The sequence below is a fragment of the Stenotrophomonas lacuserhaii genome (assembly GCF_014836545.1).
Classification (GTDB): Bacteria; Pseudomonadota; Gammaproteobacteria; order Xanthomonadales; family Xanthomonadaceae; genus Stenotrophomonas; species Stenotrophomonas lacuserhaii.
In genome coordinates this window covers 24,376-39,476 of record NZ_JACSQS010000004.1, presented here as the reverse complement: position 1 = coordinate 39,476, position 15,101 = coordinate 24,376, and the positions used below count along the sequence as shown (strand labels likewise).

The following is a 15,101-nucleotide window of genomic DNA, read 5'->3' as shown; positions in this document are numbered from 1 at the left end:
ATGTACCGGCTCGGCCGCTACCGCAAGCTGGCCATGACCCTGCTGGTGATGATCGGCGGGACCGCACTGTGCGCGGTATCGGCCGGGCATTTCGCCGGGCAGCGTGCGTTGGCCGGTGAAAGCGCGCAGGTGCGGCGCCAGCTGCAGCTCTACGGACAGGGGCTGCAGCAGCGGATCGACCGCTTCGGCACCCTGCCGCAGGTGATGGCACTGGATCCGGACCTGCTTGCCGCGCTGCGCAGCGCGCCCGATCCCGCCGACCGCCAGCGATTGAACCTGAAGCTGTCCCAGGCCAACCAGGTGACCCGTGCGTCCACCCTGACCCTGGTCGGGCGCGATGGCGTGGCGGTGGCGGCCAGCAACTGGGACCAGCCCTCAACCAACGTCGGCGAAGACTACAGCTACCGGCCGTATTACCTGCAGGCGATGGCGGCCGGCCACGGCCGTTTCTACGGCATCGGCATGACCACCGGCGTGCCCGGTTATTTCCTGTCCCACGCCATCGACGCTGCCGACGGCACCCGTCTGGGCGTGGTGGTGATCAAGATCGAACTGTCCGCGCTGGAACAGGAATGGGTGGCCAGCCCGGACATCGTGCTGGCCAGCGACGACCACGACGTGGTGTTCCTGTCCAACCAGGATCCCTGGCGTTACCGCCTGCTGCGGACGCTGGGCAGGGAAGAGCGCAGCGAGATGCTGGCCAGCCGCCAGTACGCAGACCGCTCGCTGCAGCCGCTGCGCGCGCGCACCGAGCGGGTGCTGGATGACGGTGGCCGGATCGTGCGCATGGCCGATCCGGCAATGCCCCGCCCGCTGCTGTGGCAGACCATCGACCTGCCCGAAGAAAACTGGCACCTGCACCTGCTGCACGATGCCAGCGCGGCCGGCGCGGTGGCCCGCAGTGCGGCCATTGGCGGCGGTGCGGCATGGTTGGCGCTGGGTTTCCTGGTGCTGTTCGTGCAGCAGCGGCGACGCCTTTCGGCGCATCGCCAGCGCAGCCGGCGCGAACTGGAAATCCTGCTCAAGCAGCATGCCCAGGAACTGCGCAGCGCGCAGGATGGCCTGCTGCAGGCCGCCCAGGATGCCGACCGCGGGCTGAGCCGCAGCCTGGAACACCTGCCGCAGGGCGTGGTGATCATCGACAGCCAGCAGCAACTGGTCGCCTGGAATTCGCGCTACCTGGAGCTGTTCCGCTTCCCGCCCGGACTGGTGCAGGTGGGGCGGCCGATCGAGGAGATTTTCCGCTTCAACGCGCGTCGCGGCCTGCTCGGGCCAGGGCCCATCGACGAAGCCATCGAACGCCGCCTCAACCACCTGCGCAGCGGCCGCCCGCACATGCGCGAAAGCGAGAAAGACGACGGCACCGTGCTGGAAATCCGCGGCAACCCGCTGCCCGACGGCGGCTTCGTCACCAGCTATGCCGATATCACCAGCTACAAGAACGCCGCGCGCGAGCTTCGCTCGCTGGCCGATGCGCTGGAACACCGCGTGGCCGAGCGCACCCACGACCTGGACGAGGCGCGGCGCGAGGCCGAGCAGGCCAACCGCTACAAGACCCGCTTCGTCGCCTCGGCCGTGCATGACCTGCTGCAGCCGTTGAACGCCGCGCGCATGTTCGTGTCGGTACTGCGCGGCAAGCTGGCCGATGGCGAACAGCAGCAGACCGCCGACCACATCGAAGCGGCGCTGTCGGCGCAGGATGCGATCCTGGTCAGCCTGCTGGACATCTCCCGGCTGGAATCGGGCAGCCTGCAGACGCGGGTGCGGGCTTTCGCGCTGAACCCGCTGCTGGAGACGCTGGCCCGCGAGTTCGGCATCGCCGCCGAAGGCCGTGGACTGCAGTTGCACTGGGTCGCCACCGGCGCCGTAGTGGTCAGCGACGAGGCCCTGCTGCGGCGCATCCTGCAGAATTTCCTGTCCAATGCGCTGCGCTATACCCAACGTGGCCGCGTGCTGCTGGGCTGCCGCCGCGAAGGCAGCCGCCTGTGGATCCAGGTCCACGACCAGGGCCCGGGCATCCCGGAAAGCCTGCACAAGGAAATCTTCGAAGAATTCCGCCGCCTGCATGATGGCCAGGAACGCGGCACCGGACTGGGGCTGGCGATCGTCGAACGGATCGGGCGACTGCTGGGGCATCCGATCCGGTTGCGCTCGGTGCTGGGCAGCGGCACGATGTTCGAAGTGGCCGTGCCACTGGGCCGGGCGGATGAGGTGGTGGCCTCGGTGATGGTGCACGCGCCGGTGGTGGTGGAGACCACGGCAGACAGTCCACTGCGTGGACGCCGGGTATGGGCCATCGATGACGATGCGCATGTCAGCGCTGCCACGCGTGCCCTGCTGGAAAAATGGGGCTGCGATGTCGAGCAGTCCGAAGGCCCCCAGGCCGCGCTGGATGCTGCCCACGCCGGGCACGCACCGGAGCTGTTGCTGCTGGACGTACGCATGGGCGAGTTCCATGGGCCGACGCTGTATGAGGCGCTGTGCGAACGCTGGCAGGCGCGGCCGCCGGTAGTGCTGGTCACCGCCGAAGGCGATGACGCGCTCAGGGCGCTGGCCGCCGACAACGGCTGGGGCTTCCTGGCCAAACCGGTGCGCCCACCCGCGCTGCGTGCGCTGATGACCCAGTTGCTGCTGCGCCACCGCGGGTAGCGCCGGTCAAAGGGGTAGCGCCGACCCATGGTCGGCGAGCGCAGCGGCGCAGCGCGCGGCCACGCTTCCGCCGAGCATGGCTCGGCGCTACCAGGGCATCAGGCACCGGGTGCCTGCCTTACACCAGTCCGGCGTCCCCTTCCGGCTCAAGCGCCTTCACCAGCACCGCGGCCTGCGTGCGGCTGTGGCATTCCAGCTTTTTCAGGATCGCGGTGACATGCACCTTCACCGTGTTCTCGGCAAGCCCCAGCGTGTAGGCGATCTGTTTGTTCAGCAGCCCATCGGCCAGGCACAGCAGCACGCGGAACTGCTGCGGCGTGAGCTGCGCAAGGCGGCTGGCCAGCAGTGCATCGGCATCGGATCGCTCGGCCGCCATCGCAGGGAACCACAGCCCCCCATCGAGCACGGCCGCCACCGCCTCGCCGATGGTCTCCGGCGGCACCGATTTGGGGATGAAACCGGCGGCGCCGAATTGCTGCGCGCGGCGGATGACGCGCGGGTGGTCATTGGAAGAAAGGATCACCACCGGGATGTCCGGATGCGCGCCACGCACGTGCAGCAGCGCTGAAAACCCGTGCGCGCCGGGCATGGTCAGGTCCAGCAGCACCAGGTCCACGTCGGGGTGCTGGTCCAGCGCCTGTTCCAGCGCTTCGGCACTGGCGACTTCGCGCACGTTGACCTGCGGCAGGCCCTGCCGCAGCGAATGGACCACGGCAGCGCGCAGCAGGGGATGGTCGTCGGCAACCAGCAGGTTCAGTTCGCTCATGCGCGCATTGTAGAGCCGACTTCAGTCGGCTGGGGCTGCCGGGCCACGCCGCCCTTGCATCGATACCGGCTGGCGCGCCGGACGCATGCTGCTGTTCCATGCGTCCAGGAATTGCCGCCGCTTCAATGCATCGAGGTAGACCAGCAATCCAGGCCCGAGCTGGATCGGCCGCAGGTTGCGCTCCGGGCTGCCGTTGCGGCCCGCGCCCCCCCGCACGATGGGCATCAGCCGGGCTTCGCGGGACAGCACCTGCTGGCCGCGCGGGGACAGCAGATAGTCCAGGAAGCGCCGTGCCTCGGCACTGTTGCGCGCGTTGCGCGGAATCAGCGCGGTACGCAGCATCACCAGGGTGTAATCCTGCGGTTCGACGATGCCCAGCGGCTCGCCGTCATCGATGCGCGCCTGCGCGTAGGAGCCGAGCACGTTGTAGACCAGCGACAGCTCGCCGCTGCTGACCTTGTCCAGCAGCACGCCGGTACGCTCTTCCAGCAGCACCTGGTTGTCGCCGAGCGCGCCCAGCAGCGCGCCGGCCATGCTGCCGCGCTGCGCATCCTGCGTGGCCAGCAGGTAGCCCACGCTGCTGCGGTTGATGTCATAGGTTCCAACACGCCCACGCAGCGGCGCATCCGGCGCGCGCAACAGGTCCAGCAGTTGTCGCCGCGTCCGCGGCACGCGCGCGGCAGGCAGCGTGCGGGTGTTGTAGACCATCGCCACCGGCTCGTAGCTGATGCCGAAGGCCTCGCTGCGCCACTGCGCCCACGCCGGCAGCGCCTCTGTCTGTGGCGAGCGGTGCGCCGATGCATGCCCGTCGTTGACCAGCCTGGCCTGCAGGTCCATGCCACTGGAGATCAGCAGGTCGGCCGAGGCGGCCCCCTTCCGTTGGCGAAGGAAGCGCGCATGCAGGTCCTGGGTGATGATGTCTTCGTACACCACTTCCGTTCCCGGATGCAGGCGCTGGTAGTCGGCGATCACCACGGCGAATACTTCGATGTCGGTCGAGCCATGGATGCGCAGGTGCGCGTTGGCCGGGCCGGTGGCGGCGAAACGCTGCACGTCGCCGGGTGCGGCAGCGGCGTCCTGCATGGACAGCAGCAGGGCGAAAAGGGCAAACAGTCGGATCATGCAGGACTCCGGGGCAGCACGATGGTGGCCACCAGGCCCCCTTCGCGACGGTTGGAAAGATCAATCCGCCCACCGTGCGCATCCACCACGCGCTTGACGATGGCAAGCCCCAGTCCGGCCCCACCGGCAGCGGCACCTTCGCCACGCGCGAAGCGGTCGAATACCCGTTCGGCATCGCCCGGGGCGATGCCCGGACCGTGGTCGGCGATGGTCAGCACGGCCTTGTCGCCATCAACGGTCAACGCTACCTGCAACGGGGCCGCCGCGCTGTACTTGATGGCGTTGTCGATCAGGTTCTTGATCGCTTCGCGCAGCAGCAGCGCGTCGCCCTGCACCCACACCGGCCCGGTGCTCATTGCAAGGTGCACGCGTGGGATCGGCTCGACCTGCGGCACGGCCTCGTGCAGCGCCTGGTGGATCGCTTCGGCAAGGTCGACCGGCGCATAGCGCTGCAGGTTGGCGCGATGGATCACGCTGGCGTCGCTGAGCAGCTGGTTGAGCAGCCGGCTCATGTGGCTGGCGTTGCGTTCGATCGCCAGCAGGCTGCGCCGCATGTCTTCGGGCTCTTCGTCATCCAGCGCCAGCTGCGCCTGCGCGCGCAGCGCCGCCAGCGGCGTGCGCATCTGGTGCGCGGCCTCGGCCATGAACGAACGCAGGGTTTCGTTGCTGGTCGACAACCGGCCCATGAAGCGGTTGAGCGCGGCGACCATCTGGTCCATCTCGCGAGGCACGTGCGCGTCCAGCGGACGCAGGTCCGATGGTTCTCGCCGCGAAAGCTCACGTTCCACCCGCACCAGTGGACGGAAGGCACGGTGCACACCGACACCGACCAGCGCCAGCGACAACAAAGACAGCACGGTGATGGCCAGCAGCGCGCGGTTCACCATCTCCTGCGCAAGCGCTTCGCGCGCACGCCGGGTCTGCCCGACCTGCACCTGTACCTCGCCCTGCGCCGAGGGCGATGAAAGGTTGCGCGCCACGACCACGAAACGTACGGTTTCCCCGCTGTAGGATGCATCGAACAAAGCCGGGGCGTCGCCGGATGGCTTCGCACTGTGCGGCGCGGACGGCAGGTCCCCATAACCGGTGATCAGCATGCCGCGGCTGTCGGCCACGCGGTAGAACACCCGGTCCTCCGGTGCCATCGCCAGCAGGTCCAGCGCGGCATAGGGCAGGTCGACCTGCCACTGTCCGTCGACCAGCGCCACCGAATCGGCGATGGACAGCGCCGAAGACACCAGGAGATGGTCGTAGGAACGGTTCGCCGCGCGTTGGCCGTAATCCCGCGCGGCGAACAACAAAGCCACGGCGAACACCGCCAGCAGCGCGCCCAGGTACAGGGTCAGGGTCCGCCGCAGCGACGCCGGCCGCTGCCGCTCACGCGGGCGCATCGCTACCCCCGTCGGTCGCGTCCACCGCTTCCAGCATGTACCCCACGCCGCGCACGGTGACGATGCGCAGCGGCGCGGAAGCCAGCTTGCGGCGCAGCCGACCGACATACAGTTCGATGGCATTCGGCCCGGCTTCGTCGTCGAAACCAAACAGCCCGTTGCCTATTTCGTCCTTGCCGACCACCTGTCCCAGCCGGCCGACCAATATCTCCAGCAGGCGGAATTCGCGGTTGGGCAGTTCGATCAGTTCGCCGTCCACGCTGACGCGGTGTGCGGCGTTGTCGAACTGGAACCCGCCGATCTGCACCAGTTCGCTGGCCTGGCCGCGCGCGCGTCGCAGCAGCACGCGGCAGCGCGCTTCGAATTCGCGGAAATCAAACGGCTTGCCGAGGTAGTCATCGGCGCCCACGTCCAGCGCCTGCACGCGGTCTTCGATGCCGTCTCGAGCGGTGAGCATCAGTACCGGAGTGCTGTCACCGCGCTCGCGCATGCCAGCCAGCACGCGCAGGCCGTCCAGCTTGGGCAGGCCGATGTCCAGCACCACCAGGTCGAACCTCTGGTAGCGCAGGACGCTGGCGGCGGCCAGCCCATCGGACTGCCAGTCCACGGCGTGGCCGTTGCGGCGCATGCGGCGGATGATGGCATCGGCGAGGTCCGGGTTGTCTTCGACCAGCAGCAGGCGCATGCGGTTGTCGGGTACGGGGGAATGGAGATGCTAACGCACGGGGGGTGGGTGAGACGGGTGATGCCCCTCGCGGCGTGCAGGCTTGCCGGATTACGGGGTTGGCGACGGGTGGGTGCGGTTGGCAGGCCACGCCGTGAACCCGTCCTTGGGGGCTCGCTGTTGCCATCCATGGCAACAGACGGTCCTGCCAACCCCACCCACCCGTCGCCCTGACAGGTTCCGGTGACCGCCAGCCGCGTTGAAAAAAAGAGCGGTAGCGCCGAAGGCAGCGGAAGGAGCCGCTGCCAACCTCGCGTGCGACGGCCCGCAGGGTGCCCGGCATAGCCATGCTCGGCGGGCGGAATCGCGGGGGTTTCGCTGCGCTGCACAAACCGCTGACAGGTGAATGACAGCTTGCTGGGTCGAGACTGCGGCCTCGCATCCGTTCCGGGTGCCCACGTTGGCCGCGCGCCGGGCGCGCACCTGGGAGGGTTTGTGGAAGTATTTTCTGTTCGTTGGTCGAACATGGGGTCGTGCGCGGTGGCGGCCTGTGCCGTGTTTGCTGCTGCGCCGGTCTTTGCCGCCGACGATGACCGGCCGGTCACCGCCGAGATCGGTGGGCGCCTGCACCTGGATTTCGCCAGCTTCGACAACGATGGACGTGGCACGCCGAACAAGGATGACACCGAGGTGCGGCGTGCGTGGCTTGACGTATCCGGCAAGCTTTTCGTGGTCGACTACAAGATGGAAGCCGACTTCTCCGGCGACCGCGTTGAAGCCAAGGATGTGTACCTGAGCCGCAGCTTCGGCGACGCCGGCCGGCTCACCGTCGGTCAGTTCAAGCAGTACTTCTCGCTCGATGACCGCACCGGTTCCAACTACGGCAGCTTCCTGGAACGCGGCAACGCGGGCACCTCGCTGGCGCCGCTGTACCGGCTGGGCGCTTCCTGGCAGGCCAATCCGGGCGACTTCACCTGGGCGGCCAGCCTGTACAGCCTGGAAAGCATCGATGCCTGGCAGGTCAAGGGCCGCGCCGCCGGTGGCCGTGCCACGTGGGCGCCGAGTCCCGCTGCCGGCGACGTGCTGCACCTTGGCGTCTCGGCGGCACGCGAGCTGTATGACAACCCCGGCGCCAGCGGTGCCCCCGGGCTGCGCATCCGTCCGCGCCCCGCCGGCCACCTGTCCGATGAGAGCCGCCTGACCCTGGTCGATTTCTCCGCAGGCCGCGATACCGACGTGGACAAGTGGTCGCTGGAGTACGCGCAGGTGCGTGGGCCGTGGTCCTGGCAGGGCGAGTTCAGCGGCGCCACGTTCGACGATGGCCTGCAGCGCGGCAAGGTGCTGGCCGGCTACGGCATGCTGAGCTGGTTCGTGACCGGTGAATCGCGCGGCTACGATCGCAGGACCGGTCGCTTCGCCCGCATCAAGGACATCCGCCACACGGCCGGCGCCTTCGAACTGGCGCTGCGCTACGACCAGATGCGCGGTGACCAGCACCTGGTCGGCCTGCCGGACCTGCGCGACGGCAGCACCGAGGCCTGGACACTTGCTGGCAACTGGTACCTGCGCGACAACCTGCGCTTCATGCTCAACCTGATCGAAAGCCGCAACCGCGACCGCCTGGCCGACGTCACCGTCGACCGCACGCGCGCGGTCACCGGCCGCCTCCAGTTCGATTTCTGACGCTCCCCCGCTCTCCCCTCCCCCTTCCGCACTAACCCGCAAGGAGTCCGCAGATGATGCTCAGCATCCTCGGCTTTGGCATGGTCATTACGTTCATGTACTTGATCATGAGCAAGCGACTGTCGCCGCTGGTCGCCCTGATCACCATCCCGATCATCTTCGCGCTGCTGGGCGGCTTCGGCGCCGGCATCGATGAAATGATGCTCGACGGCATCAAGAAGATCGCGCCCACCGGCGTCATGCTGATGTTCGCCATCCTGTACTTCGGGGTGATGATCGATGCCGGCCTGTTCGATCCGCTGGTGCGGATCATCCTCAACGTGGTCAAGGGCGATCCGCTGAAGATCGTCATGGGTACCGCCGTGCTGGCGATGCTGATCTCGCTGGATGGCGATGGCTCGACGACGTACATGATCACGGTCTCAGCGATGCTGCCGCTCTACCGGCGGCTGGGCATGAATGCCTTGAACATGACCTGCGTGACCATCCTGGCCGGCGGGGTGATGAACCTCACTCCGTGGGGCGGGCCGACCGCGCGTGCAGCCACCGCGCTGCACGTGGACCCGGCCGACGTGTTCGTGCCCCTTATTCCTTCGATGGTGATCGCGTGTGCCGGCATCCTGCTGCTGGCGTGGTACCTGGGCATGAAGGAGCGCCGTCGCCTGGGCGTGGTCACCCTGCCGCAGGGCGGCTCGTGGATGGACTCCAGCGTGTCCGACGATGGCGATGCGCTGCCGACCGTCGAAGATGCCGAAGACATCAAGCGCCCGAAGCTGCTGTGGGTCAACTTCGGCCTGACCGCTGCGCTGATGGCCGCGTTGATCATGGGCCTGCTGCCGATGCCGATCCTGTTCATGGTGGGCTTCGCCATTGCGCTGGTGATCAACTACCCGAACCTTGCCGAGCAGCGCCGTCGCGTGGTCAACCATGCCGGCAATGTGCTGTCGGTGGTCTCGCTGATCTTCGCCGCCGGCATCTTCACCGGCATCCTCAACAACACCGGCATGGTCGAAGCGATGTCGCACAGCTTCCTGGCAATCATCCCGGAAAGCTGGGGCCCGTACCTGGCGGTGATCACCGCGCTGGCCTCGATGCCGTTCACCTTCTTCATGTCCAACGATGCCTTCTACTTCGGCGTGCTGCCGATCCTGTCCGAGGCCGCCGGCAACTACGGCATCACGCCGGTGGAAATGGCCCGCGCTTCGCTGGCAGGCCAGCCGGTGCACCTGCTCAGCCCGCTGGTGCCCTCGACCTACCTGCTGGTCGGGCTGGCCAAGGTGGAGTTCGCCGACCACCAGAAGTTCACCCTGAAATGGGCGGTGATGATCTCCCTGCTGCTGATGGCCGGCAGCCTGCTGTTCGCGCTGTACCCGCTGGCCGCCTGATGCGGCCCTGCTACATCACCAGGAGAACCCGATGACCCTTCGCATCGCATACGTAACCAGTGGCATGGGCAGTGTCGGCACTGCGATATGCCAGACCCTGGCACGATCGGGCCACACGGTGGTGGCCGGCTGTGCGCCGAACTCACCGCGCAAGGCCGGCTGGCTGCGCGAGCAGCGTGACCTCGGCTTCGACTTCATCGCCTCCGAAGGCAACGCAACCGATTGGAGCTCCACCGCGTCTGCCTTCACCAAGGTGCGCGCCGAAGTCGGCGAGGTCGATGTACTGGTCAACAATTCCGGCGGCAGCCGCGATGTGCTGTTCCGCCAGATGAGCGCCGATGACTGGAATGCGGTGATGGCCTCCAACCTCAACTCGCTGTTCAACATCACCAAGCAAGTGGTCGACGGCATGGCCACGCGCGGCTGGGGACGCATCATCAACATCGGTTCGGTCAGCGCGCACAAGGGCCAGATCGGCCAGGTCAACTTCGCCACGGCGAAGGCGGCGATGTACGGTTTCAGCCGCGCGCTGGCCGCGGAGGTCGCCGCCCGTGGGGTCACGGTCAACACCATCTCACCGGGCTACATCGCCAGCCAGGCGATCAGCAGCTTCCCGCCGGACGTGCTGGACCGGCTGGCCGCCTCGGTGCCGATCCGTCGTCTCGGCAAGCCGGAAGAAGTGGCCGCGCTGTGCGGCTGGCTGGCATCAGATGAAGCGGCGTACGTGACCGGTGCGGACCACGCGGTCAACGGCGGTCTGTACATGGGGTGATGCAGCCGGGCGGATCCGATGGGTGGCGCTGCGCTCGCCGTCCCTCGGTAGTGAGGGCCGCTGGCTGTCTGCTCCTGCTGTTGGTGGGTGACGACCGTTGCAGGCTGTGTAAGACTCCCGGCTCGGTCGAGCTACGCGAGACCTGGCGCGTGTGCAGTCCAGCAAACGATGCAGATCTCACGTAACGGGGCAAACAATGGCGATAATTTCGCCACTCGCCGTGAAGGCGGGACTTACTGCACGACCTGCGTTGGTCGTCACGCCCTTGCCGCTGTGCTCGCCGAACGTAACCCGACGCCACTGGCGCCTTGTCGCATTCGACCCGCACATGCTGCGTCCGCTGGGCTCATGTCACAGCGGAACGCTTTTTTCGTTTTTGATGACAGGCGACAACACTGTGATGCCGAACAGCGCAGCACAGTGCATCGAATCACATACCCCTGCGGTAGATAACCCCAACCAAGCGGCTGCACTGTTTGGATGGAAAATTTCAATAATTCAGATACGCACGACGCCCAGCGCCGGCCTACATTCCCTGTGCGGCATCGCATCGAGTGCCATACAGGAGAATCAAGATGAGATCAGCACCCACGAAGCAGCATCTGCTGAAGGCGCTTGGTTCGATGCTTCTGCTGACCGTCACGACGATATCGGTGGCACAGCCACCATCCGTCAATGCCCCGCCCAGCGCAGCAGCAACGGCCGTGCGCGCGGACGCCGCAGGTATCGCCTACATGGGCGCCATGGTGCGCCCTTGGCACGGCAGCGATATCGCCACGTTCAATGACACGGTCTTCGCCACCTCGCGTGACCACTTCCTGCCATGGCAGCATGAAGATGGCACCACTTACATGCGCAAGATCCCCTGGCGCTACTTCGTCAACGGCTGCTACGTACGTGCCGAACTGTTCAACCGGCATCTCCAGGAGAAGCTGCTTGAGGAACCGCTGCAGAAACTCTTCATTTTGCAGGACCACCCTGAGGATTCCACCGAAGAGTTCATAGAATTCCATGTGACACCGATTGCACGAGTGGGTAAAGATGTCCTGGTGCTGGATCCTTCGCTGTCACCCGCCACCCCGCTGCCGCTGGACGCGTATCTGGATACCCTGGCCACTGCCGCGCCGAACCAGCCAGGGAGCAGGGCGCGCATGCGGATCGCTGTGTGCAGCGCCGATACGTTCTACGACTCCCACCCCTGCGCGGGCGCCACGCCCTATCCCGACAAGCATCTGGCGCTGCTGGCCCGTGGATTCCTTAATGCAGAATGGAATTCGGAGATCGAGCAAGGACGTGATCCGCTGGAAACTCTGGTCAACGACCGATGACGTCACGCCCGTCATCCGATCACGCCGGGCAAGGCCCCGCGGCACGTCAACCCGCTATCGCGCGCCACGCCAGTCGGCCATGGCCGGCCACCGGTCACCGGTCACCGGGTGTACCGACGAGCACCGTGAGCGTTCCCGCCGCATGGCCTGCTGCCATGTCCAATGCGATGGTCCCCCACCCTCGCCGCTCGTTCCAGCCCCGACTGCCAGCGATCCAGATGTTGGCGGCTACCTGCCGGCGACGGCTCGGGATCGGCCTCGTCGCGGCCGATGCTGTGGTCATCGTCAAACAGCTCGCCCACATCGGAACGATGGTTTGGAACCTCAAGCGGACGATTCGCTACTGGGGGGCCAAGGGACTGATGGCGACGCCGGCCTGACGGTGCAGAAAGCGAAAGCGTCGCTGCGAGGGCGCCGTTTGTCCGAACGGGCCGGAGAGGGTTGTTGCGCAGCCTGCGTTGATCGTCACGCCTCTGCCGGTGCGCTCGCCGAACATTAAGCGAACGCCGTCGCAGTTGCACGCATTCTACGCTTCACCGTCAAAAAGCCGTCATTTCCGCTTCGCATAGTGGTTGGTGACCTGCAGCCCGCAGGCCTTTCCCCTCATGCAACGGAACGACATGCAGACCCGACACCTGACGATTGCCGTGGCGATCGCGCTTTGCGCCGCCAACGCCCACGCCGCCGGCGAATCCAACGCCGATACCGCCGTCACCGCGCAGACGCTGGATGCCGTGTCGGTGATCGGCCAGGGTGAAACCCGCCAGGTGCAGCGCATCACCGCCGTGGACAAGCAGGTCCTGCCGCCCGGCACCAGCGGGCAGAAGATCCTCGATCGCCTGCCCGGCGTTTCCGTGCAATCCAACGATGCCTTTGGTGCCAACGAAGAGTCGCAGACCATCAGCCTGCGCGGCTTCGACAAGAGTCGCCTCGGCTATACGCTGGACGGCATCCCGCTGGGTGACAACAGCTACGGCAATTACAACGGACTCAGCATTGCCCGCGCCTTGATCGCCGAGAACCTGGCCGGTGCCGAGCTGTCGCAGGGCATCGGGTCGCTGGGCGTGGCGTCCACCAGCAACCTCGGTGGTGCGATCCAGTACTTCTCGATGGACCCGTCCACTGAATTAGGCGGGCGTGCCAGCATTACCGCAGGCGATGACGGTCAGCGCCGTGGCTACCTGCGTGTGGACACCGGGGACATCAAAGGGTTCTCCGCCTATGTGTCCGGCGTACACCAGGACGCGGACATGTGGGCGGCGCCCTATCAGAACCAGACGACGCGACAGTTCAACGCCAAGGCCGTCTGGCATGTGGGGGACAACCGTTTCGGTGCGTTCGCCGCGACCTCGCGCGCCAGCCAGGCGAACTATGCCTACCTGTCCAAGAGCATGCTCGAACGCGGCCTGGGCTACGACTGGAACATCTATGCACCCGACTGGGAGCGTGCCGTCGCTGCGGCCTACTGCGCGCCGGCTACGCGTGATCCGGCACGCTGTGCGTTCAGCGGCGGCGTCAACAGCATCGACGATGCGTACTACCAGAGCCGCGCGTTGCGCGACGACAACCTGTACTCGCTGGATGCCGACGTCAAGCTCGGCGACAGCGCCGGCCTGAAGCTGCTGGCTTACCACCACGACAACCGCGGGCAAGGCCATTGGTGGGCCCCAGGCCAGCCGTCCCATCCGGGCACCGATCGCGAGCTTCCCATCTCGATCCGCAGCACCAACTACACCATCAACCGCCAGGGCCTGACCGCGGCATTGACCTGGAACCTCGGCGTCCACGAGCTGGAGGCCGGACTGTGGTACGAGAAGAACGACCATAACGTCGAACGCAATTTCTACTACATCGACGGCCCGTTCCTGGATGACACCTACCTCAACCACCCGGACCGCCGCCTGTTCGACCAGGACTTCGATATCCGTACGCGTCAGTTCTATGTGCAGGACCGCATGCGTTTCCTGGACAACCGGATGACAGTGGACGTGGGCATCAAGAGCCCCAACACGCGCATGACTGCCCGCGCAAAACCGGGCACCGAATCCAGCTATGCCTCCGGCACCTTGACGGCCAAGGAATCGGTGCTGCCGCAGGCCGGCGTCAGCTTCAAGCTGAGCCCGCAACAGGAAGTGTTCGCCTCGTATGCGGAGAACATCGCTGCCTTCGTTGGTGGCGGCAGCGGTGGCCCGCTGCAGGTATCGCCGGAGTCCTTCGCTGCCAGCGTCGACGACCTGGAACCGGAGAAGTCGCGCACCTTCGAAGCAGGCTTCCGTCGCTTCGGCGAAAAGTACCAGGCTTCGCTGGCGGCCTACCACGTGATGTTCGACAACCGCCTGCTGTCGCTCAATCCCTGCACCAGCATCGAAGTCGGCACGCGGCCGGAATGCATCACCCGCTTCATCAACGTCGGTTCGGTGAAGAGCCAGGGCGCCGAACTGACCTTCATCCTCAAGCCGGTCGACGGCCTGCAGTGGTACAACGCGCTGTCGTGGAACAAGACCACCTACGAGGACGACTACACCTCCGGTGGTGCGATCGTACCGGTGGCGGGAAAGATCACCGTCGATACGCCGCAGCGGATGGCCTCCAGCGAACTGAGCTGGAACCGCGACGGCTTCTTCGCCAGCGTGCGCGCCAAGTACACCGGTAAGCGCTATTACACCTATACCAATGACCAGTCGGTACCGGGCGTGACCACTTTCGATGCAGGCCTCGGCTATTCGTTCGGCCCGGGTATGGGCCTGCGCGACATCCAGGTATCGCTCAACGCCACCAACCTGACCAACAAGCGCTACGCAGGGCAGTTGAGTTCGTTCGCGCCGACCGATCCGACCGGCACCCGCTACGCGATCCATGCGAGCGCGCCGCGGCAGGTATTCATGACGGTGGGGGTGGATTTCTAGGCTTCGGCGTGGCGCGTTGGGTCATGGGTTGAGGCGGGGGAGGGTAATGCGCGGGACACGCCGTGAATCCGTCCTTGGAGGCTGCGTCGCCGCTTGCTCGTGTGCGCTGTCCTGCGCACACGGCAAGACCGGGGTTGGGCTCCTGCCCAACCCGTCGGGCGCATGCGCCCGACCCATGCGGCTCAGCGTCCCGCGCATCACCCTCCCCCGCCTCCGGACAGTACGCTGCCGCCGCCGGGTTGGGGGAGGAGAAGAGCAGAAGCAGGAGCAGAAGCAGAAGCAGAAGCAGAAGCAGAAGCAGAAGCCGCCGAGCATGGCTCGGCGCTACCGCTTTTTCTTTTTTTTTACGTGGCGGGCGGCCACCGGAATCTGTCAGGGCGGCGGGGGGGGGGGGGGGGGGGGGGGGGGGGGGGGGGGGGGGGGGGGGGGGGGGGG

11 protein-coding genes are annotated in these 15,101 nt (G+C 66.5%); 7 read left to right on the top strand and 4 right to left on the bottom strand.

The window, feature by feature from the left end; translation table 11 throughout:
• On the top strand, nt 1-2,649 hold the full coding sequence (locus H9654_RS05645) for a hybrid sensor histidine kinase/response regulator (protein WP_191769695.1): 2,649 nt from the start codon (nt 1-3) through the stop codon (nt 2,647-2,649).
• A gap of 118 nt (nt 2,650-2,767) precedes the next feature.
• Here the strand turns inward: H9654_RS05645 and H9654_RS05640 are convergent, their stop codons facing one another.
• From H9654_RS05640 to H9654_RS05625, 4 genes are read right to left on the bottom strand one after another with little or no spacing between them, the layout of a single operon-like run.
• Nucleotides 2,768-3,415, bottom strand: a complete 648-nt coding sequence (locus H9654_RS05640) for a response regulator (protein WP_042614680.1) — start codon at nt 3,413-3,415, stop codon at nt 2,768-2,770.
• 21 nt (nt 3,416-3,436) lie between these two features.
• On the bottom strand, nt 3,437-4,537 hold the full coding sequence (locus H9654_RS05635; protein WP_191769693.1) for an ABC transporter substrate-binding protein: 1,101 nt from the start codon (nt 4,535-4,537) through the stop codon (nt 3,437-3,439).
• Nucleotides 4,534-5,928, bottom strand: coding sequence for a sensor histidine kinase (locus tag H9654_RS05630; protein WP_191769691.1), 1,395 nt, complete (start codon nt 5,926-5,928; stop codon nt 4,534-4,536). Before H9654_RS05630 ends, H9654_RS05635 begins: the two co-directional genes overlap by 4 nt.
• Complete coding sequence (locus tag H9654_RS05625; RefSeq protein ID WP_182657571.1) at nt 5,915-6,613, bottom strand: response regulator transcription factor; 699 nt, start codon at nt 6,611-6,613, stop codon at nt 5,915-5,917. The genes H9654_RS05630 and H9654_RS05625 overlap by 14 nt, the downstream gene beginning before the upstream one ends.
• A gap of 504 nt (nt 6,614-7,117) precedes the next feature.
• On the opposite strand from H9654_RS05625, the gene H9654_RS05620 reads away from it, so the two are divergent.
• The 6 genes from H9654_RS05620 to H9654_RS05595 all read left to right on the top strand — a co-directional run bounded on the left by H9654_RS05620 (nt 7,118) and on the right by H9654_RS05595 (nt 14,666).
• On the top strand, nt 7,118-8,275 hold the full coding sequence (locus H9654_RS05620; protein WP_191769689.1) for an OprO/OprP family phosphate-selective porin: 1,158 nt from the start codon (nt 7,118-7,120) through the stop codon (nt 8,273-8,275).
• 56 nt (nt 8,276-8,331) lie between these two features.
• Nucleotides 8,332-9,660 carry a CitMHS family transporter gene (locus tag H9654_RS05615; protein WP_101099034.1) on the top strand — a complete coding sequence of 443 codons (1,329 nt, stop codon included), beginning with the start codon at nt 8,332-8,334 and terminating at the stop codon, nt 9,658-9,660.
• 31 nt (nt 9,661-9,691) lie between these two features.
• Nucleotides 9,692-10,432 (top strand): acetoacetyl-CoA reductase, encoded by a 741-nt coding sequence (phbB, locus tag H9654_RS05610; RefSeq protein WP_191769687.1) that lies wholly within the window; start codon nt 9,692-9,694, stop codon nt 10,430-10,432.
• A gap of 575 nt (nt 10,433-11,007) precedes the next feature.
• Nucleotides 11,008-11,760, top strand: coding sequence for a protein-glutamine glutaminase family protein (locus H9654_RS05605; RefSeq protein WP_191769685.1), 753 nt, complete (start codon nt 11,008-11,010; stop codon nt 11,758-11,760).
• Nucleotides 11,761-11,885: 125 nt separating this feature from the next.
• The gene (locus H9654_RS17930; protein ID WP_191769683.1) at nt 11,886-12,140 is read left to right on the top strand and encodes a hypothetical protein; all 255 of its coding nucleotides are present in this window, start codon (nt 11,886-11,888) and stop codon (nt 12,138-12,140) included.
• 240 nt (nt 12,141-12,380) lie between these two features.
• Nucleotides 12,381-14,666 (top strand): TonB-dependent receptor, encoded by a 2,286-nt coding sequence (locus H9654_RS05595; protein ID WP_191769681.1) that lies wholly within the window; start codon nt 12,381-12,383, stop codon nt 14,664-14,666.
• Nucleotides 14,667-15,101 lie beyond the last annotated feature (435 nt).